This window comes from Caballeronia udeis, assembly GCF_001544555.2.
GTDB lineage: Bacteria > Pseudomonadota > Gammaproteobacteria > Burkholderiales > Burkholderiaceae > Caballeronia > Caballeronia udeis.
Genome location: NZ_FCOK02000006.1, coordinates 13,404 through 38,816 on the forward strand (window position 1 = coordinate 13,404; position 25,413 = coordinate 38,816).

The 25,413-nt window shown below is 63.2% G+C and carries 22 protein-coding genes; 12 read left to right on the forward strand and 10 right to left on the reverse strand.

Features of this window, described 5'->3' with window-relative positions; translation table 11 throughout:
- Positions 1–289 precede the first annotated feature (289 nt).
- The 7 genes from AWB69_RS06430 to AWB69_RS06460 all read right to left on the reverse strand — a co-directional run bounded on the left by AWB69_RS06430 (position 290) and on the right by AWB69_RS06460 (position 8,899).
- Positions 290–1,768: an efflux transporter outer membrane subunit gene (locus AWB69_RS06430; protein WP_082913285.1), complete on the reverse strand. Its 1,479-nt coding sequence runs from the start codon at positions 1,766–1,768 to the stop codon at positions 290–292.
- Positions 1,765–2,799 (reverse strand): efflux RND transporter periplasmic adaptor subunit, encoded by a 1,035-nt coding sequence (locus AWB69_RS06435; RefSeq protein ID WP_062083713.1) that lies wholly within the window; start codon positions 2,797–2,799, stop codon positions 1,765–1,767. Before AWB69_RS06435 ends, AWB69_RS06430 begins: the two co-directional genes overlap by 4 nt.
- 7 nt (positions 2,800–2,806) lie before the next feature.
- Entirely contained in the window at positions 2,807–3,016 is a 210-nt protein-coding gene (locus AWB69_RS06440) for a DUF1656 domain-containing protein (protein WP_062083416.1), read from the reverse strand.
- A gap of 40 nt (positions 3,017–3,056) precedes the next feature.
- On the reverse strand, positions 3,057–5,198 hold the full coding sequence (locus tag AWB69_RS06445; protein WP_062083418.1) for an FUSC family protein: 2,142 nt from the start codon (positions 5,196–5,198) through the stop codon (positions 3,057–3,059).
- Between the two features lie 6 nt (positions 5,199–5,204).
- Entirely contained in the window at positions 5,205–5,732 is a 528-nt protein-coding gene (locus AWB69_RS06450) for a MarR family winged helix-turn-helix transcriptional regulator (protein WP_407923017.1), read from the reverse strand.
- Positions 5,733–5,823: 91 nt separating this feature from the next.
- The gene (locus AWB69_RS50720; protein ID WP_407923019.1) at positions 5,824–6,501 is read right to left on the reverse strand and encodes a cobaltochelatase CobT-related protein; all 678 of its coding nucleotides are present in this window, start codon (positions 6,499–6,501) and stop codon (positions 5,824–5,826) included.
- A 1,186-nt stretch (positions 6,502–7,687) separates the two neighbouring features.
- The gene (locus AWB69_RS06460) at positions 7,688–8,899 is read right to left on the reverse strand and encodes an AAA family ATPase (RefSeq protein ID WP_062083423.1); all 1,212 of its coding nucleotides are present in this window, start codon (positions 8,897–8,899) and stop codon (positions 7,688–7,690) included.
- Positions 8,900–9,381: 482 nt separating this feature from the next.
- Here AWB69_RS06460 and AWB69_RS06465 point away from each other — a divergent pair, with 482 nt between their 5' ends.
- Both AWB69_RS06465 and ltaE read left to right on the forward strand, forming a co-directional pair.
- Entirely contained in the window at positions 9,382–9,684 is a 303-nt protein-coding gene (locus AWB69_RS06465; protein ID WP_063977759.1) for a hypothetical protein, read from the forward strand.
- A gap of 377 nt (positions 9,685–10,061) precedes the next feature.
- Entirely contained in the window at positions 10,062–11,093 is a 1,032-nt protein-coding gene (ltaE, locus tag AWB69_RS06470; protein ID WP_062083425.1) for a low-specificity L-threonine aldolase, read from the forward strand.
- A gap of 30 nt (positions 11,094–11,123) precedes the next feature.
- Here the strand turns inward: ltaE and AWB69_RS06475 are convergent, their stop codons facing one another.
- Entirely contained in the window at positions 11,124–12,014 is an 891-nt protein-coding gene (locus AWB69_RS06475) for a LysR substrate-binding domain-containing protein (protein WP_062083427.1), read from the reverse strand.
- 115 nt (positions 12,015–12,129) lie between these two features.
- Between AWB69_RS06475 and AWB69_RS06480 the strand changes: the two genes are divergently transcribed.
- The 3 genes from AWB69_RS06480 to AWB69_RS06490 all read left to right on the forward strand — a co-directional run bounded on the left by AWB69_RS06480 (position 12,130) and on the right by AWB69_RS06490 (position 15,196).
- A complete protein-coding gene (locus AWB69_RS06480; protein WP_062083430.1) occupies positions 12,130–13,134 on the forward strand; it encodes an aldo/keto reductase in 1,005 nt (334 codons plus the stop codon).
- A 132-nt stretch (positions 13,135–13,266) separates the two neighbouring features.
- Positions 13,267–14,151 (forward strand): oxidoreductase, encoded by an 885-nt coding sequence (locus AWB69_RS06485; RefSeq protein ID WP_062083432.1) that lies wholly within the window; start codon positions 13,267–13,269, stop codon positions 14,149–14,151.
- 7 nt (positions 14,152–14,158) lie between these two features.
- On the forward strand, positions 14,159–15,196 hold the full coding sequence (locus AWB69_RS06490; RefSeq protein WP_062083434.1) for an AraC family transcriptional regulator: 1,038 nt from the start codon (positions 14,159–14,161) through the stop codon (positions 15,194–15,196).
- Positions 15,197–15,348: 152 nt separating this feature from the next.
- Here AWB69_RS06490 and AWB69_RS06495 read toward each other — a convergent pair whose 3' ends face one another.
- Positions 15,349–16,284, reverse strand: coding sequence for an alpha/beta hydrolase (locus tag AWB69_RS06495; RefSeq protein WP_062083436.1), 936 nt, complete (start codon positions 16,282–16,284; stop codon positions 15,349–15,351).
- 133 nt (positions 16,285–16,417) lie between these two features.
- Between AWB69_RS06495 and AWB69_RS06500 the strand changes: the two genes are divergently transcribed.
- Positions 16,418–17,329, forward strand: coding sequence for a LysR family transcriptional regulator (locus AWB69_RS06500; protein WP_062083438.1), 912 nt, complete (start codon positions 16,418–16,420; stop codon positions 17,327–17,329).
- A gap of 115 nt (positions 17,330–17,444) precedes the next feature.
- A complete protein-coding gene (locus AWB69_RS06505) occupies positions 17,445–18,353 on the forward strand; it encodes a pyridoxal-phosphate dependent enzyme (RefSeq protein WP_062083717.1) in 909 nt (302 codons plus the stop codon).
- A 45-nt stretch (positions 18,354–18,398) separates the two neighbouring features.
- On the opposite strand, the gene AWB69_RS06510 is transcribed toward AWB69_RS06505, so the two are convergent.
- Positions 18,399–19,463 (reverse strand): LacI family DNA-binding transcriptional regulator, encoded by a 1,065-nt coding sequence (locus AWB69_RS06510; protein WP_062083440.1) that lies wholly within the window; start codon positions 19,461–19,463, stop codon positions 18,399–18,401.
- Positions 19,464–19,701: 238 nt separating this feature from the next.
- On the opposite strand from AWB69_RS06510, the gene AWB69_RS06515 reads away from it, so the two are divergent.
- The 5 genes from AWB69_RS06515 to AWB69_RS06535 all read left to right on the forward strand — a co-directional run bounded on the left by AWB69_RS06515 (position 19,702) and on the right by AWB69_RS06535 (position 25,275).
- Positions 19,702–20,694, forward strand: a complete 993-nt coding sequence (locus AWB69_RS06515; RefSeq protein WP_062083442.1) for a substrate-binding domain-containing protein — start codon at positions 19,702–19,704, stop codon at positions 20,692–20,694.
- A 154-nt stretch (positions 20,695–20,848) separates the two neighbouring features.
- The gene (locus tag AWB69_RS06520; RefSeq protein WP_062890646.1) at positions 20,849–22,369 is read left to right on the forward strand and encodes a sugar ABC transporter ATP-binding protein; all 1,521 of its coding nucleotides are present in this window, start codon (positions 20,849–20,851) and stop codon (positions 22,367–22,369) included.
- Entirely contained in the window at positions 22,362–23,375 is a 1,014-nt protein-coding gene (locus AWB69_RS06525; RefSeq protein ID WP_062083446.1) for an ABC transporter permease, read from the forward strand. The genes AWB69_RS06520 and AWB69_RS06525 overlap by 8 nt, the downstream gene beginning before the upstream one ends.
- Complete coding sequence (locus tag AWB69_RS06530) at positions 23,372–24,403, forward strand: ABC transporter permease (protein ID WP_062083448.1); 1,032 nt, start codon at positions 23,372–23,374, stop codon at positions 24,401–24,403. Before AWB69_RS06525 ends, AWB69_RS06530 begins: the two co-directional genes overlap by 4 nt.
- On the forward strand, positions 24,400–25,275 hold the full coding sequence (locus AWB69_RS06535; protein WP_062083450.1) for a sugar phosphate isomerase/epimerase family protein: 876 nt from the start codon (positions 24,400–24,402) through the stop codon (positions 25,273–25,275). Before AWB69_RS06530 ends, AWB69_RS06535 begins: the two co-directional genes overlap by 4 nt.
- The last annotated feature ends 138 nt before the right edge of the window (positions 25,276–25,413 follow it).

Here is a 25,413-nt window from a genome sequence, read left to right on the forward strand (position 1 = left end):
TGCATGCCGCCGGGCAGCCTCGGGCCTAGCTTACGCGTTCTGTCAGATTCGCTGTCACAACAGTTTTATATTCATCGGCGAGCAGACGGCGTTTCTGCTGGGGGACGCGTGGCGAGCGCAAGTGGGCGATGTGAGGAGATGCCCGGATTATAAGAGAGCGAAGGGCGCAGGTTTTCAAACGTGCATCCGCATAAATCGCCGCAACGCGATCCGGCCGAATGATTAATCAGGATGACGATCTAATTCACCAGCCAGCGAAGCTGCAACGTCATGAGCTCGTCCATCTGCTTCACTGACTCGGCGCGCTGTCGCTTGCGCTCACCGGCGCGGCTGCCGCGTTGGCGGGGTCCATCTCCCAGCCGCCGCCCAGCGCGAGGAACAGGTTGACCTGATCCAGCGCGACCTGTCCTCTTGCCGCAGCCAACTGCGCATTCGTCGATGTCAGCGTTCGCGTCGCATCCAGATCGGCGATAAACGACTCCCGTCCGGCGAGAAAGAAGCGATGAGTCTGGTCGGCGGATTCAGCCGCTGATTTCTGCGCGGCCGTCAACGCATCGGCGCGGGTGTAATCGGCGGCATACGTGGCGAGGCTCGACTGCGTTTCCCGCAGCGCCTTCAACACGACGCCATCGAACTGGGCAAGCGCGGCATCGGCGCCGTATTGCGCTTCGCGGATTCGCCCGCGCTGACCGTTCACCGGGAAGGTCCAGCTAATCAGAGGACCGAAACCCCATCGTGCGGTGGGTTGCGTGCCGAGATCCTCGAGCACGCCGGTAAGCCCCGCCGATGCCCCCAGGGTCACCGTTGGAAACAGCGCACCCGTGGCTACGCCGATCCTCGCCGTCGATCCGGCAAGCTTTCGTTCCGCCTCGCGTACGTCGGGACGCCGGCGCAGCAGCGCGGCGCCATCGCCGACGGGCAGCGGCTGCGCGATCACCGGTGTCTTGTTGCAGGCAAACACGCCCCTGGGCAGATCGGCGGGCGCACGCGCCAGCAGCGTGGCGAGTTGGTATTGCGCAATCCGCCGGCGTGCCGTGAAGACCGGAATATTTGCCAAGAGCGTTTCCACCTGCGTTTGGCCGCTCGTGACATCGGGCACATTGCCGCGGCCTGCCTGCTGCAAGCGCCGCGATACGGACACCCGCTGGCGCTGCAAGTCCAGCGAGCGTTGCGCAATGCCCAGTTCTTCCGCCGCCGAACAATTCTGCACGTAAGCCCGCACCACATCCGCTACTACCGTAATGCGCGCAAGATCGGCCGCGGCCTGGGTCGCGTCACTATCGGCGCGCGCCGCTTCCACGCCTCGGCGAAGCGTACCGAACAGATCAAGCTCATAAGAAATGTTGATGCCGATATCGCCTTCATTCGCGACCGGGACTTTTTCCGTCAGCAGGTATTGCTCCGCCGATTCCTGCGCGCGTTTGAACGCAGCCGACGTCCCGCCTGAAAAGCCGCCTTGCGCCTGCGCCACGCCGAGCGCGGCACGCGAACGGCCGAGATTGGCCGCGGCAACGCGCAAGTCCGTGTTCGACGCCATGGCTTGCTGGACCAGATCGTCGAGGACGGGGTCGTCGTACAGACGCCACCAGTGCGCCGGCACGGGCCCGCTCGAGATTGTCGACTGGCCATCCGCGCCGTCGAGCGGGGCGTTGGCGAACGGCGCATTGACGACGGCGTCTTTCGGTACCGAATAGTCGGGACCAACGGTAAAACACGCGGCAAGCGCGAGCACGAACGGCGTCAGGACGAGAGCGCGCGGCATCTTCATTGACTCGCACCCGGCGCGGAGGCGGTGGCAGTGCCGCTAACCGGCAGGACACCGCTAGCAGCGCTCACGGGAGCCGCGGCGGAAACGGAGGCGGAAGCGCCTGAAGCCGCGAAGACCCCGCTCGCGCCACCCGCACCCGCCGCCGGGTTCGATTTGGCGAGCGGCGCGATATCGCGTACCGACACCGTCGCCGTGCGCCCCGCGATCATGCGAAAGTCTGCCGGCACTTCATCCAGCGCGATCCGCACCGGAATCCGCTGCGCGAGCCGCACCCAGCTAAACGCCGGATTTACGTTCGGCAGGAGATTCGATCCTTGCGTGCGGTCTCGATCCTCGATCCCCGCCACGATGCTCTGCACGTGCCCGCGCAGTATTTTCGTCTCGCCCATCACCTTGATGTCCACCGGTTGCCCGATATCGATCCCGTGGAGCTTCGTCTCTTCGAAATAACCATCGACGCGGAACGAGTGCAGGTCCACCACCGACAGCACCGAGCGTCCCGCCGTCACGTATTCGCCCGTGCGCGGCGCGCGATCGTTGAGATAACCATCGACGGGACTCACCACCGTCGTGCGCTGCAGGTTGAGCCTGGCGGTATCGATAGCGACATCCGCATCCGCCAGCGCCGCTTCCGCCGTTTGCACGCGCGAATGGGTTTCCTCGGTCACTTCACGTGCCACGAGGTCGCCGAGCGCGCGGTTGCGGGCGTCTTCCCTACGCGCCTGATCGAGCGTCGCGCGGCGCTGCAGTGCTGTTGCCTGCGCCTGGCGCAGCGCCAGTTCGTAGCGCGCCTGATCGATGACGAACAGCACCTGGCCCGCGTTCACCGGCTGGCTGTCGACCACGTTCACGCTCACGATCAGGCCGCCCACGTCGGGCGCCACTTGCACGACGTCGGCGCGCACGTGGCCGTCGCGGGTCCAGGGCGCGAACATGTAGTAGTCGACCAGCCGCCACAACACGAATGCGGCGATCGCCACGACGACGAGCGTAAAGAGGATCTGTCCAACGGAGAACCAGGTTTTTTTCACGGTAAATTCACGGTAATAGCCGATGCGAAACAATGACCACGATGCCGAGCACGATCACGTAGATCGCGAGATCGAAAATGGAGCGATGCCAGACGAAACGGTACAGCCCGACACGGGCGAACACCCGCGTGACGATCAGGCAGAAAAGGTACGAGACCAGCATCAGTACCAGCACGGCGGGCAGGTACACGCCGTAGATATCGATTTCACCGATCATCGCGGGGTGCCGTCCGAAGAGGAATGGAAGGAGCAGCGCGTCATGCGGCAGGCCCCGGTTGGGGCGGCAACGCGGCCGCGAGCGTGTCCGGGAACAGCGACAGACGCATGCCTACCAGCGCATGCAATGCATCGCGGATCTGGCGGCCGGGGACCGTCTGGTCCGGCTGCGCGGCTTCCACCGCTTGTTCCGCCGCCGCTTCCGCCTGCACCGCGCCGCCGCGCCTGGTCATGCGTTCCAGCGCTATGTCGATAGCCGTCTCCAGGCTCGCCGGTACCGGCTGGCGTACGCCGCGCTCGACGCACTGCTGGAAATACGCCCGCACGCCTTCCAGCACGCGATCGACCGACGCGAGATCGGCGTCGTGCAGGCGTCGCCGCAGGCGCCGCAGATCCAGCGAGTTGAAGGCAATACGCAGGTCGCGAAAACTTTCGATGGACGGATGGCGCTGGTCGTCGCTGGCGGCCAGACGGGGGATGACTTGCATGAGACGGTCGATCATGCGCGCGGTGTGATTTTTCTGGTCGTCGACGGGCCGGGTCGATGCGCTGAGCGCCACGTCGCGCCAGCCCGAGCGGATCAGCCGGGCTGCTGCCAGTTCCGAACCGAAAGGCCGTGTCACGCGGGTCCAGACGAAGGCGAATAACAACCCTGCCGGTCCCGCAAGATTGCTGTTCATGAAGGTCAGGAAGTTCGCGTCGTAGGTTCCCTGGATGCTCATGAACGTGGCGGTATTCACGGCTGTCAGCATGGTTGCGAGATTGAATTGCGGGCGCGGGATCAGCGTGCCGATCAGGATGAAGGGGACCGCGAACATGATCACGAGCATGGGGAAGTCGTGCACCGTCGGTAGGATGACGAATAGATACAGCCCGGCGAGCACCACGGCAAGACAGGTGTAGGTGAAGAACGCGAATACTTGAGGCGCGGGTTCATCGAGGGCGGCGAAGAAACAGCACGCCACCGCGGCCAGCGTGACCGCGCCCGCGCCGTCGTTCCAGCCGGATGCAATCCAGAGGCTCGACGCGATGAAAATGGCCAGTACGGCGGAACCCGCCGAAAACAGCAGCATGCCGCGATCGAAGTACTGCTGCGTGCCGCCGAGCCGCCAATGCCGGTAACGGGGCCGCCAGCTGCCGTGCTCGTGCGTGATGATCACGCGCAGCGCGCGGCAATCCTGCCAGACATCGACGAGTTGTTTCAAGCGCCACAGGGTGTTCGAAAGCAACGCGCCTTCCCAGGTCCGCAGCCGGTCCGCGTCCGGTTGCAGGCTCGCGATCCGGCTGCGCAGGGCGTCGGCCTTGGGGTCGTTATTGGCATTGCTGGATGACGCCGCATCAGTGTGCGCGGAGAGCGGTTCGTCGAACCATGTGACGATATCGGCGAGCAGCGGTTCGAGGCCCGGTGGCGGCGGGTTCCGGCCGTTGAACAACGCGGCGAGCGGGTCGCTGATCGCCGACATGATCGGCATCAGCAATTGCATTCGGCCACGCAGCGCCTGCGCCCGCGCGAGTATGTCGGGCCGGGTGTGGTCGTAGGCAAGCTGGCTCAGCAGGAATTCGAGCGCGTTGACGGTGACCGCGAGCCGCTGCCTGCACGCCGAGAGGGTCTTGCCGCCCGTGCGCCTGGAGAGCGTTTCCCTGGCATAGAAAGCGGCGTCGCGGAACCAGGCGTCGGTCCGCTCGATCAGCGTTGGCGCAAGGCGGTTCGGCAGTATGGCGCTGCCGACCACGCTCGCACACACGATGCCGAGCAGGATCTCCTCGGTCCGCGTGACAGCCAGGTCGAAGATGCCCGCCGGGTTCATCACGGAGGGCAGTGCGATCAGCGGCATGGTGTACGCGGCCAGCATGAACACATAGCTGCGTGCGGTGCGGTCCGAGATGGCGAGAAGCAGCAGCGTGCCCGTCCACAACGCGACTATCGCGCTGAACCAGTAGGGCGACTCCACGAACGGCGGCACGAACAGCACGGCGGCCGATGCGCCGATCATGGTGCCGAGCGCGCGATACAGCGCCTTGGAACGCGTCGCCCCCACGAACGGATTCGACACGATATAAACCGTCGCCATCGCCCAATAAGGGCGCGGCAGTTCCAGCTTGAGGCCGATATACAGCGCCAGCATGGAAGCCGCGAAGGTCTTGACCGAAAATATCCAGTCGCGCGAAGTGGGGTACGTCATGGTGCGCTAGACGCCTTCTTCCGTATTGGTGTCGGTCGGGCCGATGGCAGGGCCTTGCTGTGACGCGGGTGTTGACGCTGGTTGCGTTTGACTGAACGCGCCAAGTTTAAACGCGGCGAATACCCGCAGGGTCGCTTCCAGGTCCTCGCGGCTCACGTCGTTCAGCACACCGGCGCGCAGTCCGATCAGTTCTTTCTCGATCTTGGCGGTCACGGAGCGGCCTTCGTCGGTGAGCGAGATGATCTTCGCGCGCCGGTCGTCGGGATCTTCGTCGCGACGCACGAGGTTGGCCGCGCACAACTGGTCGAGCAGACGCACCAGCGACGGCCCCTCGATTCCAGTCAACTCCGCGAGCGCAACCTGCCGGACGGGCGCGTCGAGCCGCGCCGCGATCAGCAGCGGCGTGGCGCAGGCCTCGGAGACGTTATAGGCTGCTATTACCCCTTGGCTCGTGCGCCGCCACTGGCGCGCAGCAATGACGAGCGCGCTGCTGACGGATTGGCGAAGGACATCGATTTCTGGCATGGCGGGCATTGTATTTCGCTGACAATTCGTTAGCAAGCTATTGAATTAATTTTTGGGGCGCGATGCGAGTGAAGCGAGGCGAGGGCAGCGAACAGCGCGGCTAATGCGTGCGGCCGCGTTGGAGCAGGAGCTTGCTGAGTACCGTGAACGCCATCGTGGGGAGTTCATCGAGTTTTCGCACGACGATGTTATGCGCATAAAACTTTTCTACGGCGTCGTCGAGTAATCCGATACCAATCAGTTCTATTCCCGAGTTCGCGATCTCATCTATACGTGCCCGCAAGTCGGTGCGCAATATCACTGGATGACCGTCGCCCGTGGCGGGATACCCGTCGGAGAGGACCATCAGGATGTGCCTCCCGGCGCGTTGTGCGGCGAGGCGCTCCGCGGCCCACGCCAGCGCCTCGCCGTCCGGATTCTCGTGACCGCAATCGATCGCGCTCAACCCCACCGGGTTATTCGAGCCGAAACGCTTGTAGACCTGCAGGTCGAGCCGTTCGACGCGCCGGTTGAAACGGTTCAAATCCACGCCTTCGGCCAGCTTCTGCTCATAAAGTGTGCGCATTTCCGGGGATTCGACCGAGCTGTAGCCGAGCACTTCGCACTTGAACGAAAGCTGCATCAACGCGTCGCAGAGTGCGGCGGCGCAGAGCCTCGCGAGGGCGATCTTTCCGCCGGCCATGGAGCCGCTTCGGTCGATCAGCAGCGTGACGGCGGCATCCCGCCCTTCAGTCGTGCGCTTGACACGAAACGGCGTCCTGTATCCCGGCGATATCACCAGCTTGGCCAGCGCCGGCCGGTCGATTTCCCCGCGCTCCTGTTCGCGTTTCCAGTGCGTCTGTTCATCGGCTTTCAGCGCACGTTCAAGACGTGCGGTCAGCGGCGCGGTTTCTGCGCGTGCGAGCGCGCGCAGATTGCGCCACGCGGCGGCGTCGCCCAGGCCGGTGAGGTCGGTGACGAGATCGAATTCGGTCGTGAGCGGAATGGACAGACGAGGCCGGCCATCGATCATGTCGATATCGAAAGTCATGGGCGCGGCCGGCGCCTCTGCTTCGGAAGCTTCCGAGGAGGCATCGGACGGCGCTTGGGCGGGGCTGGCGGCGTCAGAAGACGCCGCGTCGGACATTTCCTGCGACGCCGCAGCGTCCAGCGCATCCGGATCGGCCGATGCCTGCTCGGCGTCGAGGGCTTCGTCGGCATCGGCGGAAAACATCATGGTGTTCACGTCGCCGGCTGCGAGCGACCTGATCCGTTCCACAAGAGCCCGTGCGCCCGCCACGCTTTCGGCAGTCGAACGGCTGGCACGGGTGGTCTTCAGCAGTTCGCTCACGGCGCCGAGCGTCGCGATCAGGGCCGGAGTTCGTTCGGTCACGTCGGGCGCCTGGTCCCAGAGCGCGCGTTCGATGAACCAGATCAGCTTGTCGCGCCAGGCCAGGGTCGACCAGCGTGCGTGGGTGTTTAGCGCCGTTTGTTCATGTAGTTTCTCAACATAGCTACGTGCGCCCGGATAGTCGTTGAACAGGCGTTCGCAGACGCGCCGGTCTTCAATCGCTTGGGCAATCTGCCGGGTCGGGCCGGCATTGAGCGCGCTGATTTCACCGATGGCGGAGTATTTCGAGCGCGCCACCAGCAAGTCGAGCTGACCCGTGAGCGCGTCCAGGTTGATCGCGCCGGCGGACTCCGGTGGGATTTCCGGCAACACAATGCGGTCGCGTTCCACGCGTGGTCCGGTTGCGTCGAATGACACCGTCACGCCGTATCGGCCCGTCAGCACGCGCGCCATCTTGCCGAGCATGGCGTGCGTCGCGTCTGAATAGATCGGGCCGGAGCGGGACACGTCGGTTACCCGTAAGACACGATGGTCTCGCGCTTCACGCCGTTTTCCACATCGGCTGGCGTGAAAGCCGCGCTTGCGCTCGGGGAAGATCGCGCAACGTTGGCGGGATTGCACATGAGCACGTCGCTCATTCGTCGAACGCAATGTGATGCCGGATGATGCTGCGGATCAGCGCAGCGTCCTCGGCGCTCACTTTCGCGTAGATCGCCGGGCCGGCGGCGCGTTCGGGGTCGCCGGAACGCAGCATCAGGTCGGCCCAGTCAAGCAGGCGCCGGGTTGAAAACGCGCTTGCCAGATCCTCGCGGGCGAACGCCGCGCGGCAATCGGCGGCAACGGCTGCGAGCGTTTGCGCCATCGACCGCGTGAAGCGGCTCCCAAGCGTGCGCATCAACACTTCGGCCTCTTCCTCGGGCGACAGGTAGTTCATCAGATACACGCGCCAGCGATCCAGAAAGGCCTCGTTCATCAGGTTGGCGCCCTGATACAGATGCCGGTACACACTCATCGCACCGACCGCGTTTGCCGTTGCGAACAGCCGGAACGACGGATGCGGCGCCACCAGTTCGTTGCCCTTTTCCTTCAGCAGCAAACGGCCGTGGGGTTCGAGCACGGCAGTGAGAACGGCGAGTATCGAGGGTTCGGCGAAGTCGATTTCATCGACTACGAGCCACAGGCCTTCGCGCATGGCGGTTGGCAGGACGCCATCGACCCAGAGCGTTTCACCGCCTTTCACGGTCCAGAAACCCACGAAATCGCCGATGGTCGTCTGGCCGTTCATGTTCGCCCGCAGCACGCCGTGTTGCGTACGCGCCGCGACCTGCTCGATCAGGCTCGTTTTCCCCGCGCCGGTATGGCCGATCAGCAGCACGCGCCGGTTCTCCACGATGTCCTGCAGGATGTCGCCGAAACGCTCGGGAAAAAGATACGCGGGGTTCAGGGGCGGCACGAGCGGACCCGGCTGGCCGACAGGCATGTCCACCGGGCCGATCGCCGTGGTGGTTTCGTTTGAATCCGGATTCGCGCCTTGCGGCGTTCGCCTGGCGGCATGCCGGAGCTCTTTCAGAAATCCCGTTCTTCCCGCAGCCGGCAGCGGCGCAAGCGCGGGATCGCCCGGACGGAAAAACCCCTCCCGGTGCCACTTTTGCAATTTCGACTTGAGATTTTCGAGGTCGACGACCGTATCGATATTGGCCGGCCCTTCACCATAGCCATGTTCAATTCGATACATCTGCGGCCGGTCGGAGAGCGTCACCTGCCACCACTCTGCGGCCTGTCCCGTCGAGCGCTCGTAGCGGCCAATGTGAGGATCGTCTTGCAACTTCGGTTCGGGCGCGTTCATTGGCTTGCGGGCATGAGCTGGGTGAATGAGTGACGCTGAATGTTCGAAACTTTACACGGTCGACGGATGTGGCTCAGCGTGACTGGCACATTTGGGGTGGTGTCGAGGGATTTTTTAGGGTTGGAACGATGGGCGGTCGGGGTTAGGTATTCGTGATTTTTATGGCGATAAAATAGTTTAATAAGACGTGGTAAATATTTGATACTTAAAAATTTGTTTGTGCACAAGTCGCTAAATCCATGCGAACTCGAAATTTGTTCATAAAGACGTTATAAGTAACTGTTTTAAAACTAAAAAATTATCCAATCGGTACCTTTCGCTGTCCCCGATCTCCCCGCATGACAAAACCTTCACGCAAGCGAAGCGGAAACGACAATCCGTCTGCCTATTCTGAAAGCGCAGTCTCGGCAACAGCCCGGTACCCGTCGTGACCCAGGCTGCATCGCCTCTCAAGGCGATATGACAAACTCAAGGAGACACTCATGAAGACCCCCTTCAAATTCGCATTCCCTCTCGGACTGATGCTGGCCAGCGCGTGCGCTATGGCCTCGAATCAGCTCACTCCGCGCGAGTGCAACGCCTATCCGTTTAAACCGGCGCACGGCGAGCTCACGCATCGTGCGCTGATGCGCGAACTGACGGAGCTTGAGTCGGTAGGCTACCGGCCGGCGATCGATAACTACTCGCTCGATATCACGCAAGCTAGGGAGCGGCTTATCGATAAATACAATACGGACTGCAAGCCGCAGCAGGCGGCGACTAGTCTGCCGGCAACCAACGGCTGAGCGTGGTCGAGGGGTTTGCTGGAGCGATGCGTCCGGAAATTCGATGAGTTTCAGGGCGCGCGCTGCCGCGGCGGGTCAATTGGCGATGCCGTTGATCAGGATTCAAGATCTACCTCTTGTTAATGATTAACTGCAGAAATAATCAATAACTATTTGATTTTATGCAAAAAAACTAAAATACATGTTGTTATGAATTAGATCCAGGCGACATATAACTGATTTTTAAGGAATTTCATAAATTTCAACAAGATTTCTGTCGCCTTCAAGCTGGAAACCAGATCACATATCCTCCGTAGAAGCCTGATCTGCCAACTTGCCCGCGCGACACGTTCCTCCTCGCGATGGCAAAATACCCCCTCCACCTACCAGGAGCTGCAATGAGCACCCCGATCCAGCACGACTTCCGCAGCGATACCGTTACGCGGCCCAGCCAGGCCATGCGTGCCGCGATGGCATCCGCGGAAGTCGGGGACGACGTTTTCCGCGACGATCCCACCGTTACGCAACTGGAAGCCGTGATGGCCGAGCGTTTTGGCAAGGAAGCGGCTGTGTTCCTGACGTCGGGCACGCAATCGAATCTGGTCGCGCTGATGGCGCATTGCGGGCGCGGCGACGAGTACATCGTCGGGCAGCAGGCGCATGCCTACCGCTGGGAAGCGGGCGGCGCGGCGGTGCTGGGGAGCATCCAGCCGCAACCGCTGAACAATCAGGCGGACGGCTCGCTGCTGCTGACGGAGATCGAAGACTCGATCAAACCGGATGACTCGCATTACGCGCGCACGCGGTTGCTGTCGCTGGAGAACACGATCGGCGGCAAGGTTTTGTCGCTGGAGTACATGGAAGCCGCGACGGCGCTGGCTCGTCGGCACGGCCTTGCCACGCATCTCGACGGCGCCCGTATCTTCAATGCGGCGACCGCGCTCGATACGCCGGTGGCTACGCTGACCCGCTCTTTCGACACGGTGTCCGTGTGTTTATCGAAGGGCTTGGGTGCGCCGGTCGGCTCGGTGCTGGTCGGCAGCGCGCCGCTGATCGCAAAGGCGCGACGCACGCGCAAGATGGTGGGCGGCGGCTTGCGGCAGGTCGGCATTCTCGCCGCGGCCGGGCTTTACGCGCTGGAGCACAACGTGGCGCGTCTCGCCGACGACCACGCCAATGCAGCAACGCTGGCTAAAGGTCTGGCAGCCTTCGAACAATTGAAAGTCACGACGCCGGACACGAATATCGTGTTCGTGGAAGTGGACAGCACGATTGCCGATGACTTCAAGACACATCTGGCGGCGCGCGGGATTGGCATCACGTCGACGTATAGCGCGACCAAACAGCGCTGGGTCACGCATCTGGATGTGGACCGCGCGGCGGTTGAAAACGCCTTGGCGGCGGTTCGGGCGTTTTTCTCCGAACGGTAACTGCCGCGCGCGGGTTCAATCCTCGCAGGTTCAATCCTCTTTGATGAAATCGATGAATGCCCGCAGCGGCGCGGGCATGTGCGTACGGCTCTGGTAGTACAGAAACGGCCCTGAAAAACTCTCCCACCACTCGTGCAGCACGGGCACGAGTGCGCCGCTTCGTATTGCTGGCCGCAAGAACTCTTCGAACGTATAGATCATGCCCAGGCCGGCTGTGGCGGCGCCCACTTCAAGCTCGATCACCGACGCCACCAACGGCCCGTTCGGCGTGAATCGAACCTGTTCGCCATCGCGCTCGAAACGCCAGGCCGCCAGCACGCCGCTTGCAAACCGATGCCCGATGCATGCGTGCTCCAGCAAATCGCGAGGGTGTTCAGGCCATCCGTGCGCCGCAAAATAAGCCGGCGCGCCCGCCGCCACGAAATGCTGCGTGCGCGGGCCGATAGGCACGGCGATCATGTCGCGCTCGATCCGTTCGTCGTAGCGGATGCCGGCATCGAAACCTGCTGCCAGCACGTCGATAAACGTATCGTTCGATACCACCTCCAGCGTGATGCCCGGATGCGCCGCGAGAAAGCGCGCGACGATGGGCGGCAGCACGTGCATGGCCACAATGCTCGGGACGTTCAGGCGCAAGGTGCCGGTCGGGCTGTCGCGGAAACTGTTGATTGCATCGAGCGCACCGGCAATCTCGCCGAGCGCCGGTCCTAGCCGTTCCAGCAGACGCTGGCCGGCTTCCGTGACCGTGACGCTGCGGGTGGTGCGATTCAGCAAACGCACGCCGAGCCGGGCTTCAAGCCGGCGAATCGCCTCGCTCAAGGCGGAGGCCGACACACCGCGCAAGCGCGCCGCGGCCCTGAAGCTACGGACCTCGGTGACGGCAACGAAGGCGCTGAGATCGGAGAGATCGGGATCGTTCATTGTGCGGTTTTTCGTACAGCCCGTGCTGTGAAGGCCGGATTGTCGCACGACAAAACGCCTCGCATACTCTCTCGAACGCTCGCAATCACGCGACGCCCGACCCAGGAGACTTGACATGGACTATCGGCAACTCGGCGCGACCGGACCGCGCGTATCGGCACTTGGACTTGGCTGCATGGGCATGTCCGGCATGTACGGCCCGGCTGACCGGAGCGAAAGCATTGCCACGATTCACGCCGCGCTCGACGCCGGCATCACGCTTCTGGATACCGGTGATTTCTACGGCAGCGGCCACAATGAAGCGTTGATCGGCGAAGCGCTGAAGGGCACGAAACGCGATTCCACCGTCATCAGCGTGAAATTCGGCGCGCTGCGCGATCCGGCCGGCGGCTGGGTCGGTTATGACGCGAGGCCGGCTGCTGTGAAGAACTTCCTGACGTATTCAATGCAGCGCCTCGGGGTGGATTACATCGATATCTATCGTCCCGCGCGGCTCGATCCGAATGTGCCGATCGAGGACACCGTGGGCGCGATAGCGGACATGGTGAAGGCGGGTTACGTGCGTCACGTCGGGCTGTCCGAGGTCGGCGCCGAGACGATCCGGCGCGCGGCAGCCGTGCATCCCATAGCCGATCTGCAGATCGAGTACTCGTTGATTTCCCGGGGCATCGAAGGCGATATTCTCTCGACGTGCCGTGAACTCGGCATTGGCGTGACGGCCTACGGCGTGTTGTCGCGCGGGCTGATCAGCGGCCATTGGCAGACGACGCAAAATCTGGCTGGCAACGATTTCCGCGCGCATAGCCCGCGTTTCCAGGGCGAAAATGCCGAGCGCAACCTGCAACTGGTCGAAGCGTTGCGGCGGATTGCGGAAGCCAAGGGCGTGTCGGTCGCGCAGATTGCGATTGCATGGGTCGCGGCGCAGGGCGCGGATATCGTGCCGCTGGTTGGCGCGCGGCGGCGCGACCGGTTGGCCGAAGCGCTGGGGGCGCTGGATGTCGTGCTGACGCCGGACGAACTGAGTGCCATCGAATACGCCGTGCCGAAGGGCGCTGCAGCCGGCGACCGTTATGCGGCCGCGCAAATGGCCCATCTCGACAGCGAGACACGCCACAAGTAACTGCCCGGATCAGTCAAGGCGTTGGCGCGATCCGATTGCAAGTTGGCGCGATCGGATTAGTGCCACACGGAGGGCGCTCCTAGAATCTGGTGATCGCAGCACCTTTCGTTCACCATTAAAGGAAGCACCTCAATGTCTTCAGTCTGGTTTATTACGGGCAGTTCCCGCGGCATCGGCCAGGAATTGGCCAAGGCCGTCCTCACCGCGGGTCATCGTCTGGTTGCGACCGCGCGCCGTCCCGACGATCTCGCTGCGCTTGTGGAGCAGTATGGCGAGCGCGTGCGCGCCGTCGCACTCGACGTGACCGACCCCATGTCGGCACAGTCGGCCGTGCAGCAGGCCGTGGCGTCTTTCGGCCGTCTGGATGTCGTCGTCAATAATGCGGGTTATGGCAACATCGCGTCGATCGAGGAAGGTGACGACGCCGATTTCCGCGCGCAGATGGAAACCAATTTCTACGGCGTGTTCAACGTGACGCGCGCCGCGTTGCCGATCCTGCGCACGCAGCGTAGCGGCCATATCATCCAGATTTCATCGATAGGCGGGCGCGTTGGTTCGCCGGGCCTCGCCGCATATCAATCGGCGAAATGGGCCGTGGAGGGGTTCTCCGAGGTGCTGTCGAAGGAAGTCGCGCCGCTCGGGATCAAGGTGACGATCGTGGAGCCGGGCGGCTTCCGCACGGATTGGGCCGGTTCGTCGATGACCATCCACCCCCCCGGCCCGGACTACGCCACGAGCATTGCGCCTTTCATGGAGTACCGTGATTCGCACAAGCCAGTCGGAGACCCCGCGAAAGCCGCACAGGTCATCCTCGGCATTGCGGGACTGGATGAACCGCCGCTGCGATTGCTGCTCGGCAGCGACGCGGTGTATATCGCGGCGCAAGCGCACGAAGCGCGCAGCGCGGCGGATGCCAAGTGGCGTCACGTGAGCTTGTCGACCGACGCCGGCGACGCCACTGAATGGCGCGGGCTGGTCGACAAACTCGGGATCGTGAAGGAACCGGTCAAGGACTGAAAAGCGTATGAGAACCGATGGCGTTCCGGTCAGTCACGCACTGTTCGCACGGCTGCGGGCGCTGGGCGTGGATGTGCCGCGCACGTTCCGCGCGGCGGGCTTGCCCGTGCCGGCGGCGAATGCCGAGCCGGGCAGGCTGCGGCTGACGACGCAGAAATACTTCGCGCTATGGGACGCTATTGCGCAGGTGAGCGGGGACCCGGCTATCGGTTTGCGCATTGGTGCTGAAACCTTGCACGGGCAACTCGACGCAATGTCGCTTGTGGCGCTGCATTCGGCCAACTTCCGCGAGGCGCTGGAGAAGCTTGCGCGCTACAAGCGGCTGAGTTGTCCGGAAGAGGTGGTGGTCACCGTGCAGCGTGACGAGGCGGCTGTGACGTTCCGCTGGTTGCTGGCCAACGGTTTTGTCCCTGACCTGCTGGCAGACACCATGTTTGCGTCAGCGCTGGCCATCGCGCGGCGCGGATCGGGCGTGGCGATCAAACCGCGTCGCGTGGAGCTGACGCGGCGGGCGGCCAACCGGGCGATGTTTGCGCGCCACTATGGTTGCGAGATCGTGTTCGATGCGCCGAATGACGTGCTGGTGTTCGATGCGGCAAGTCTCACGCTGCCTTTCGTGACGCACAACGTTGATTTGCTTGCCGCCGTGGTGCCGCAACTCGATGCCGGACTGGCTGCGCTTGCCCGCGAGCAAACATTCGCCGATCACGTCGATGCCGCTCTCGCACGGAGCATGTGCGGCCAGCGGCCGAGCGTTGAAGCGCTGGCGCGTGAACTGGGGATCAGTACGCGAACGCTGCAACGCAAGCTTGCGCTCGACGGAACGAGTTATCAGCAGCAACTGGACCGCGTGCGCAGCCGCATTGCTCGCCGCTTGCTGGGCAGTACGGATCTCGCAGCCGGCGAGATTGCGTGGTTCCTGGGCTTTGAAGAGGTCAACTCGTTTTCCCGGGCGTTTAACCAGTGGGAAGGGACGACGCCTCAGCGATGGCGAGGCAATGAAGCCGGGGGCCGTGACCGGCTGTTTTCGGAACCCGTCGTTTGATTCGGAATGCTGATCAGATGACCTGGGCGCTCGATCATCGCGCAAACAATATCGCTGAATTGGGGAATCCTGAAGGTGCATCTTGAGGCCGCGCTCCTGCAAGAGCAGCGCGGGATCCACTTGGTCGCGGCGGCTCTCCTGGGCGCGTCGCGTTACGCCCAGTGACGGCTCAGGAATGTCGCCACCGCATCGAGCGCGCGGCGTGCAGCCGGCAGGTCTCTCGTCGCGCCCTGGAACACGTGGTGCAACCCTTCGTAGATCTCGAGCTGCACCTCGCCACCCTTGTCCGCGGCCGCTTGCGCGTAGCGCCGCGCGTCGTCGAGCAGGATCTCGTCGCTGCCCACATGGATCAGCAACGGCGGCAGGACCTCGGGCACGGCGTAGAGCGGCGACGCCCGGCCGTCCTTCGGATCGGCGCCGGCGAGATAAGCAGCGGCGGGTCCCCCAAGCATTTCCGGCTGAATGAAGATGGGGTCGCGGATGTCGGGACTGGTGACCGAGGCGCCGGTCATCGCCAGATCGAGCCAGGGCGAAAAGACCGCGATGGCCGCTATCGCCGGTGAGGTCGTCGCCGTATCGCCCAACACGCTGAGCGCCAGGCCGCCGCCCGCGGAGTCACCGACCAGCGCGACCTGCGAAATACCTTGGCCCTGGCGGCCCAGCCAGCGGCGAACCGCGGCGGCGGCTTCGGACGCGGCCGGGAACACATGCTCCGGCGCGAGTGGATAGTCGGCCACGAACGCCGCCACGCCCGCGCGGACCGCAACCTCGCTGGCCAGGCCGCGATACGCCTTGGCCGAGCCGAGCATGTAGCCGCCGCCGTGCAGGAAGAGGATCGCCCGGTCGGCCGGGGCGCCGGCCGGCCGCACCCACCAGCCGCTGACACCGTCGCGGTCGATGGCTTCCAGGGTAACGCCGTCGGCGATCGGCGTGCTGGCGATCATCGTGTCATAAGCCTCGCGCTGATTGCCGGTGGGGTTCGAGAACAGTTGGTGGATCCCGGCGAGCACAGCCCGCTCGATCTGGCGCTCGTCTTCGGACAGAACGTGCCGGGTCTCAATGGAGGTGGTGTTGGTGGCGGTGGTCATGGAACTTCCCTCTGGTCTTGGGGCCGGACACTTCCGGCCGCGTCTGGCGAGAGGATCATCCATTTCCATCTGGCACGGAAGTCCGGTTTCCGGAATACAATCCATTCCTGACAGGAAGTATTGGGAACCTTCAATGGATCGGCTCGACGCAATGCGCCTCTTCGTCCGCGTGGTCGAACGCGGCAGCTTTTCGTCGGTTGCCCGCGAAGCCGGGGTAGGCCAGTCGGCGGTCAGCAAACAGATCGCCGCCCTCGAAGCACACCTGGGTGCGCAACTGCTGCGCCGTACCTCGCGGAGCATGACCCTCACCGACGCCGGCCAGGTTTTCTACGAATCCGCCTTGCGGGTGGTCGACGAATTCGACGCGGCCGAGTCCCTGGTTGGCCACGGCCAGTCCGCGCCGTCCGGGCTGGTCCGGGTGACTGTCGCCCCGGTGTTCGGCCGGCTCTACATAGTGCCGCGCCTCCCCGAGTTTTTCGCTCGCTATCCGGACATCTCCATCGAGCTCACCGGCTCCGGGCGCAACATCAACCTGATCGAGGAAGGCGTCGACCTGGCGATCCGCAACGGTGAGCTCACCGACTCGAGCATGATCGGACGCCGCATCGCCACGGCGCCTTTCGCGACCGTCGCCACGCCCGCCTACCTCGCGGTGCATGGCGTGCCCTTGACCCCCTCCGACCTCGACGTCCACGCCTGCCTGATTTTCGCGCCGCTCCACGAGCCGCTGCCGTGGGAGTTCCGGGACGGGGCGAGGACCCTCCTGCATCACCCAAGAGCGAACTTTCGCACTGCCGACGCCGAACAGATCCGCGCCGCGGTACTCGCCGGCCTGGGACTTGCCCACAGCCCGGCCTGGGCGTTCGCGCCCGAGATCGCCTCGGGCGCGGTCCGCGTCGTGCTGGCCGACTACGCCCCCGGCCCGCTGGCCATCAGCGCCGTCCACCCCGCCGGCCGGCGCTTGCCCACCAAGGTCCAGGTGTTCATCGACTTCCTGGCGGAGATCCTGGCGGGCGATGCGGGGCTGACGGGGCACGCGGGCTGAGTAGCATTCAACGGCGCGGCCGTTCCCGGCCTGCAATAAACTACGAGGCTCGAATCCAGCCGCGGCCGTCATGCCGGCGCGCTGGTCCCGGAATTCCCGTTTGAAAGGACCGATCTTGCTTCACATCGAAACCCCGTTGATCCTGCATCCCGGACTGTCCACGTCCACGCGCCGCATCTGGCTCAAGCTCGAAAACCTGCAGCCCAGCGGCTCATTCAAGATGCGCGGCATGGGCTTGCTGTGTTCGCGGGCGAAAGAGGCCGGCAAGCTCCGCGTGGTTTGCCCGTCAGGCGGCAACGCTGGATTTGCGACGGCGTTTGTGGCGCGCTTGCTCGACATGCAGGCTGAGATCGTGGTGCCTTCCACAACGCCCGAAAGCACCCGCAAGCGGATTGCCGCGCTCGGCGCGACGGTGGTTGTGCAGGGCGATGTCTGGGACGAAGCGAACGAGCATGCGCTGGCGCTCTCGGCGTCCGATGAAGTCGAGTACGTGCCGGCGTTCGATCACCCCGTGTTGTGGGAAGGCCATAGCACGATGATCGACGAGATTGTCGGGGTGCTGCCGCAAATGGATGCCGTTGTGGCCAGCGTGGGTGGGGGCGGTTTGCTTGCAGGCATCCTGACCGGTTTGTTGCGCCATGGCCGCACGGATTGTCGCGTGATCGCGTGCGAGACGACGGGCGCGGCATCATTTCGCGCGGCATTGGATGCAGGGCATCCGGTGAAACTGGATCGCATCGACAGCATCGCAAAGTCGCTTGCTGCGCTTCAGGTGGCGAGCTGGCCGGTCAACGCCATCAGGCAGTTTCCGCACGAGTCCGTTGTGCTGCCGGATGCCGACGCAATCATGGGCGTGACGCGTTTCGCCGATGATCACAGGCAGCTCGTGGAACCGGCGTGCGGGGTGTCGCTTGCTGTCGGTTACCTTGATCATCCGGCGATTGCCGGCGCCCACGATGTGGTGATCGTGGTGTGCGGCGGAGTCAGCGTCGATGCGCGGATGGTGGCGGACTGGGCGGGTTGATCGCTCGTGCCGGGGATGCGTTGTGCAAAAAAAACGGCGCAACTTTCACCTGTCATATTTGTGTTTGATCGCCGGATCGTCTTCGTCCATCACGTCGCCGAAGCCCGTCGGCACGACAATCAGCGGATGATTCGCCGCGGTCTCATGGTTATCGGAAAGTGCGAAGGCCTCCGAAATAATTCTATCCACGTCCTGCCGCATCATCGTCACCTCAAACGGTAAATGGGCGGCAAACGGATCCCAGTCGAAGCACCCGACAACCGTCGATTGCAACGCATCCCGGGACAGTTGCGACGTGAACTGCACAAGCCCTTCGAACGCGGTGATCGAGTTGATGAACAAACCCGCGGGCAGCTTGCCAAGGCTCTCGTAGCCACGAGCAAGCGCTTGCCGGGCAACGGACGCGTTGTATCCGCAGCAGTCCACCGCATCGGCGGTTGGGCTGATTCCCCTCGCCTCGAACGCGTCGCGGAAGCCGAGAATGCGCTCCTCCGTTGCGTATTCGCCGGCAACCCCGCCAAGGAAAACCAGCTCTTCGGGGGCGCCACCGCGTGCCTTCATTTTGTCGATCAACACCTCGGTCAGCGCGCGAGCACCGCCGCGGTTGTCCGACACCACCGACGGTGCGCCGGCACCGGGCAGGTCGACATTGATGCAAGTCACGCCCGCCGCCGCACACAGTGCGTTAAGCGGCGTCGGGTTGCGCACGCCGGCAATGAAAAGCACTTCGACCCGTTGCGACAGCAGCGTTTCCGTGACGCTCGTCTCGACCGCCGGATCCCGCTGGGTACTGACGACGATAGGGCACAGACCCCGGCTTCTCGCCTGTTCTTCGAAGGTCTCCGCGAGCCCCGCAAAGAAACGATTGCGATAGTGCGGAAGAATCATGCCGGCGAGTCCGGAGCGGGAAAGCCTCAAGCCCCGGGCGCGCATGTTCACGTTGTACCCGAGCTGCTGCGCGCTCTCCAGAATGCGGTTGGCGGTTTCCTCCTTGATGCGATATCTCGCCCAACTTCCGTTCAGCACCATGCTCACCGCCGTGACCGACGTGCCGGTTGCTTCCGAAATATCGTAGATCGTGGATTTGCGTCCCTTGCTACTGCGGACCATCTGTATTTCCCCTTTCAATTGCTTGGCGCTCCACCCGGAGGCTGACCTGCTTCGGCCGGAAACCATACTAGGGTATCCGAGAGTTGACCATCAAGCTAAATGGATTCAGCATCGGTTCCGTCATTAGCTGAATGGATTTAGCAAAATGCTAAATAGTTCAATGATCCGGCAAATTGTCCACAATCAAACCAATGGACTCCCCGGAGCGAGAGCTCACGGAAGTCCACGCGGAGGAGACATGTCAAGGTACTTCGTACGCGCTCTGTGCGCAGGCGTCGCTGCATTTGCGTTGGCAACGGGCCTGGCTGCGGCCTCACCCGACAAACCCGTCATTGGGATCGTTGTAAAAATTGGCGGGATTCCGTGGTTCAACGCCATGGACGCCGGCATCAAGAAGCGAGCGGAGCAGCTTGGCGTCAAGGCGTTCATGGTCGGGCCGACCAGCGCTGACCCTGCGCTGCAGGTCCGGGCGATCGAAGATCTGATCGCGCAGCACGTTGACGTGATCGGCGTGGTGCCGAACGACGCCGAGGTCCTGGAGCCGGTGCTGGCGCGAGCGCGCGCTGCGGGCATCAAGGTCATCACGCACGAGTCGCCCAAGCAAAAGAATACGGATTGGGACTTCGAACTCGCCTCGGTCAAGGGCTTCGGCGAAGCGTACGCCAAGCGCATGGCGACCGCGTTGGGCGGCAAGGGGGAATACGCGGTCTTTGTCGGCTCGCTAACCGTGCCCTTGCATAACGCGTGGGCCGATGCCGCCATCGCTTATCTCAAGGCGAACGATCCCGGCATGACCCTGGTTGGCGACCGTTACGGTGTTGCCGAAGATGTCGACGCGTCGCGCAAGACCGCGCTCGACCTGATGCGTGCGCATCCCAACCTCAAGGGCATTCTTGCCTTCGGCAGCCAGGGTCCGATCGGGGCAGCGCGCGCGGTGGCGGAAAAGCACGAGCAGGGAAATATCCTCGTGCTCGGTCCGTTTTCGCCGGGGCAGGGCAAGCGTCTCGTGCACGATGGCGTCCTGACGGGCGGCTATATGTGGAACCCCGAGATTGCCGGCGAAGTGTTCGTGACCCTGGGTGTGATGGTCGCGAAGGGTGAGCCGATCAAGGACGGTACGAAGATCGAAGGCCTGGGGGTGGTTCACCCCGACGGCCACAACCTGATCGTTGACCAACTGGTGGATCTCAACGCGAACACCGTCGACGACCTCGCGAAGATGGGGCTCTGAGCGGAATCGTTTCGTTTCTCTGGAAGGGTGCGGGGCAGCCGAGGCTGTCCTTCACTTGATCGGTCAGGCCAGGTATGGGTTGCATCGGAGTGTCTTCATGGTTCCAGCGGCTTCGAAGGACCGCTTCGCGCCCTCGCGAGGCGACGCGAGCGAGATGGCGGTGGCGCTCGAGAACGGTGGCATCGGCGTCACGCCACTGCTCAAGCTTGAAAACATCACCAAGATTTTTGGTGGCGTAAAGGCGCTGCAGGCCGTGAAGTTTGACGTGATGCCGGGCGAGGTCGTGTGCCTCGCCGGTGAAAATGGCTGCGGGAAGAGCACCCTGATCAAGGTGATCAGCGGCGTCTATCAGCCCGAAGCCGGCGCCGTCATGTTGATGGATGGGCAATCAATCGGCGGTCTGGAACCGTCGAAGGCCCGCGACCTTGGCATCCAGGTGATATGGCAGGACCTCGCGCTATTTCCCGAGATGACCGTGGCGGAGAACATTGCCTTCGAACGCAACCTCGGCCCGCGTCCGCGCCTGGTCAACTATGGCCAGATGAAAATTGCCGCGCGCCGCATCCTGGAACGCCTGGGCGTTGCGATCGATCTTGGCCGCTCCGTACGCTCGCTGTCGATTGCCCAGCGGCAGATCGTGGCAATCGCCCGCGCACTCGTAGCCGACGCCCGGCTGGTGTTCATGGACGAACCTACTGCTTCTCTCAGTCACGCCGAAACCAAAGCATTGCTGACGATTGTCCGGCGCTTGTCGTCTGACGGGATTGCCGTTGTATTCGTCAGTCACCGGCTTGCTGAAGTTCTGGACGTATGTACCCGCGTGACCGTGTTGCGCGACGGACAGTATGTCGGCACGTTCCCCACTGTGGGCATGACGCAAACCCGCCTCACCGAACTCATGACCGGCCGCACCTTCGACTACGCGGTGCGCACGACGGACCTGTCCGCTGCGCCTGTGGTGCTGAAGGTGGAGGGCCTGTCACGTCGCAATGAATACGATGCCGTTTCCTTCAGTGTGCGAAAGGGCGAGATTCTCGGTGTTACCGGCCGGCTTGGAGCAGGGCGCACGGAACTGGCGTTGTCGTTGTTCGGCATGACGCGGCCGACTGCCGGCGCGGTCAGCCTCGACGGAACGAAACTGTCGCTCGGCTCGAACCGCGACGCGATTCGCGCGGGCATTGCTTACGTGTCGGAAGATCGCCTTCAGCTGGGACTCGTGCAGCAGCAGTCGATAGGCGACAACGCCGTGGCCGCCGTGCTGGATGATTTGCTCGATGCCACCCGCCTGATTGCGCCCAGAAAGCGCGACGCGCTGATCCGCGACTGGATCAGACAACTGGCGGTCAAGATCGGGAAGGCCGAAGATGCGGTATCGACATTGTCCGGGGGCAATCAGCAGCGCATCGTGCTCGCCAAATGGCTGGCGACCAATCCGAAACTGCTGATCCTGGATTCGCCCACAGTAGGGGTCGACGTGGGGGCGCGAGCCGGCATCTTCGCCATTATTCATAGGCTCGCCGCGCAGGGCATGGCCATCCTGCTGATCTCCGACGAGATCCCTGAGGTCTATTTCAACGCCGACCGTATCCTGCATATGCGCAACGGACGCATGATCGCGGAGTACGTGCCGGGAGCCACGACCATCGACCAGATCGAGCGAGACGTCCATGCCTGACTTGCGCAAATGGGGGATCGGCTCGATCGAGGCCCTGCTGATTCTCGTGATCGCCGCCATGGTGATCGGGCTCGGGGCTACGACTTCAACGTTCCTTACCCTGCCCAACCTGTTCGACCTGCTTAACCAAAGCGCGGTCAACATCATCTTTGCGGCCGGCTTGCTGGTCGTGCTCATTGCCGGCGGGATCGACATCTCGTTCGCGGTCGGCGCGTCCGTGGTCCAGTACCTGACGGCGCTGACCGTCATGCGGCTGGGCGGCGGCGACTGGGCATTGGGCTTCCTGGTGGCCGCCGGGTTCGGCTGTCTGCTGGGCGCGATCAACGCCACCATCATTTACCGCTTTCGCATCGTATCGATCGTCGTGACCATCGCGACCTTCAACGTGTTCTTCGGTGGCTTGATGTTCCTCACGGGCGGCGTGTCGATCTACGACCTGCCGGACTGGTGGATGAACCGCGTGTCGCTGATCTCGTTCAAGACGTCAGGCGGCGTGGCTGAGCTCGCGCTACCCGTCGCGGTGATGGCAGTCATGGTCGCGGCCACCTGGTTCCTGCTTCGGCGCACGACTGTCGGCCGGCAACTCTACGCCATGGGCGACAACCCGGAAGCAGCGCGGCGTGTGGGCATCAACATTGGCGCGATGCATTACGTGGCCTTCGGCTGGCTCGGGATGATGGCGGGTATCGCAGGGCTCATGCAGGCTCATTACGTGCAAGAGGTGGTGCCCAACGCGCTTTACGGCCGGGAACTCGACGTGCTCGCGGCCGTGGTGCTCGGCGGCGCCCGGCTGGGCGGCGGGCGCGGCACGATCCTCGGCGCAATCCTGGGCGTCCTCCTGACCGCCATTACCGCGAATGGCCTGAACCTGCTCGGGATCTCGCCCTATGCGTTCAAGATGATCATCGGCGCCATCATCCTGATCGCCATCACCTTGTCGAGTGAAGGCCTGGCCAAGCTGGTCGGATCGCGTTTCACGCTGCCACGTGCAAAGGTTTCATCATGAAAACGTCCTCGTCGCAAGGCTCCGCTGTGCCGCTCGTGCAAGCTGATGTCGTCGGCCTGTCAGGATTCCTTATCATTGTGATCGTGGTCCTTAGTTTCGCCTCGGACCGTTTCCTTACTACCGACACCTTTGTCTCGGTGGCGTTTCAGTTGCCTGAACTGGGGCTCTTTACACTGGCCATGCTGATGCCGCTGATCTCCGGCGGCTTCAACCTGGCCGTCACATTCACCGCGAACATAGCCGGCCTCGCGATGGCCTGGGTGCTGCATGCCCACGGGGGCGCGGATGCAGGCGCCGGCGCTATTGTGCTTGGGATTTGCGCTGCACTTGCCACGGGCGCAGCGGCAGGATGGATCATGGGGGCCATCATCGCGCGCACCGGCGCGAGCCCGATCCTGGTATCCCTTTCAATGATGATCTTCCTGCGCGGGCTAGGAGAATTCCTGACCCACGGCGGCGACATTTCAGGGTTTCCCCCCTTCGTGCTGAAGCTGGGCAACGGCCTCCTGCTCGGCGTTCCGGTCCCGCTCTGGATTTTCGCCGGATGTGCGGCGCTCTGGCATGTGGTCATGACGCGCTCGCGGCTTGGCTTCGCCACGCGCATGATCGGTTCGAATATTGAAGCGACCCGCTATTCGGGCATTGACACCCGCAGCGCCGTGACCCGCATCTACATGCTCTCCGGCCTGATGTGCGGCGTGGCTGGTGTGGTGATGCTGGCGAGTTTCAACTCGGTGCGCGTCGGGCACGGCGAGGCATTCCTGCTGATCGCCGTGCTTGCCTGTTTCCTCGGCCGCGTGGATCCGTTCGGCGGCTTCGGGCGAGTCGTGCCCGTGGTGATTGCGCTTGTGATCCTGCAGGTCATTGCCTCCGGCCTGAACCTGCTCGGCGCCAACCAGCACCTTGCCACCGCTTTGTGGGGCGTGTTTTTACTCGCCGTGATGTTCCTGCGCTGGGCATGGGCACGCGGTTATTTTCAGTCTTTGGTCCGCAGACGCGCGACCGCTACCGGAGGAGTGACTCAATGAATAAGCTCGGTGTTCATGCATTGGTATGGGCCGGCGACCTGACGCCGGAGTCGACCCGCAAGGTCATCAGCCAGACCAGGGCAGCGGGTTTTGATCTGGTCGAGTTGTCGCTTCACGGGCCCAAGGTCATGGACCTGTCGCTTACGCGTGACCTGCTCCAGGAGCATGGCCTGGAGATCGGGTGTTCGCGTGGCCTTACGCTGGACGCGGACGTATCCAGCGACAACCCGGAGTCGGTTGCACGTGGCCTGGCATTGCTGGAAGAGGGCGTCAGCATCACGGCGGAACTCGGCGGCAAGTACTTCGGCGGCATCCTGTACGGTGCAATGGCGAAGTACTCGGCGCCGCTCACCGCTCAAGGAAGGCGCAACGCGGTTGACTCGCTCAAGCGGATTGCGGATTTCGCCTTGAAGAAGGACGTCACTCTCGGCCTCGAAGTCGTGAACCGCTACGAAAGCAACCTGCTCAACACGGCATCACAAGCGCTCGACATGCTGGATGAAGTCAATGCGCCCAACGTAGTGGTACACCTTGATACCTATCACATGAATATTGAGGAATCCGACTTTATGCAGCCGGTGCTGGCATGCGGCAAGCGTTTGGGTTATGTCCATATCGGCGAAAGTAATCGGGGTTATCTGGGCTCGGGCACTATTGATTTTGCCCAGTTCTTTCACGCACTATCCATGATCGGCTATGAGGGCGTGGTCACCTTCGAGAGCTTCTCATCCACGGTCGTGAACGAGCAACTGTCAAACGCGCTGGCGATCTGGCGGAACCTGTGGGACGACAGCATGGATCTGGCCACTCATGCGCGGACGTTCATGGCCGGCGGTATCAACGCCGCGGCTAAAGCCAGGGCGCACCATTAGAGGGATTTTGACTGGGGCTTGGAAGGACGCGAGACATGGCACGTCTGCGATCATGCGCTCGTCGCGTCCAGGTCCTTTCTTCGTTTCGCGGCGAAGCCCCAGCCGCTCGAAGACCAGCGAAGTGTGCCGTGCCGCAAT

Coding starts and splice junctions, on each gene's coding strand:
- AWB69_RS06430 (WP_082913285.1), bottom strand. CDS start 1,768: ATGAAGATGCCGCGCGCTCTCGTCCTGACGCCGTTCGTGCTCGCGCTT.
- AWB69_RS06440 (WP_062083416.1), bottom strand. CDS start 3,016: ATGATCGGTGAAATCGATATCTACGGCGTGTACCTGCCCGCCGTGCTG.
- AWB69_RS06445 (WP_062083418.1), bottom strand. CDS start 5,198: ATGACGTACCCCACTTCGCGCGACTGGATATTTTCGGTCAAGACCTTC.
- AWB69_RS06450 (WP_407923017.1), bottom strand. CDS start 5,732: ATGCCCGCCATGCCAGAAATCGATGTCCTTCGCCAATCCGTCAGCAGC.
- AWB69_RS06460 (WP_062083423.1), bottom strand. CDS start 8,899: ATGAACGCGCCCGAACCGAAGTTGCAAGACGATCCTCACATTGGCCGC.
- AWB69_RS06465 (WP_063977759.1), top strand. CDS start 9,382: ATGAAGACCCCCTTCAAATTCGCATTCCCTCTCGGACTGATGCTGGCC.
- ltaE (WP_062083425.1), top strand. CDS start 10,062: ATGAGCACCCCGATCCAGCACGACTTCCGCAGCGATACCGTTACGCGG.
- AWB69_RS06475 (WP_062083427.1), bottom strand. CDS start 12,014: ATGAACGATCCCGATCTCTCCGATCTCAGCGCCTTCGTTGCCGTCACC.
- AWB69_RS06480 (WP_062083430.1), top strand. CDS start 12,130: ATGGACTATCGGCAACTCGGCGCGACCGGACCGCGCGTATCGGCACTT.
- AWB69_RS06485 (WP_062083432.1), top strand. CDS start 13,267: ATGTCTTCAGTCTGGTTTATTACGGGCAGTTCCCGCGGCATCGGCCAG.
- AWB69_RS06490 (WP_062083434.1), top strand. CDS start 14,159: ATGAGAACCGATGGCGTTCCGGTCAGTCACGCACTGTTCGCACGGCTG.
- AWB69_RS06495 (WP_062083436.1), bottom strand. CDS start 16,284: ATGACCACCGCCACCAACACCACCTCCATTGAGACCCGGCACGTTCTG.
- AWB69_RS06500 (WP_062083438.1), top strand. CDS start 16,418: ATGGATCGGCTCGACGCAATGCGCCTCTTCGTCCGCGTGGTCGAACGC.
- AWB69_RS06510 (WP_062083440.1), bottom strand. CDS start 19,463: ATGGTCCGCAGTAGCAAGGGACGCAAATCCACGATCTACGATATTTCG.
- AWB69_RS06515 (WP_062083442.1), top strand. CDS start 19,702: ATGTCAAGGTACTTCGTACGCGCTCTGTGCGCAGGCGTCGCTGCATTT.
- AWB69_RS06520 (WP_062890646.1), top strand. CDS start 20,849: ATGGCGGTGGCGCTCGAGAACGGTGGCATCGGCGTCACGCCACTGCTC.
- AWB69_RS06525 (WP_062083446.1), top strand. CDS start 22,362: ATGCCTGACTTGCGCAAATGGGGGATCGGCTCGATCGAGGCCCTGCTG.
- AWB69_RS06530 (WP_062083448.1), top strand. CDS start 23,372: ATGAAAACGTCCTCGTCGCAAGGCTCCGCTGTGCCGCTCGTGCAAGCT.
- AWB69_RS06535 (WP_062083450.1), top strand. CDS start 24,400: ATGAATAAGCTCGGTGTTCATGCATTGGTATGGGCCGGCGACCTGACG.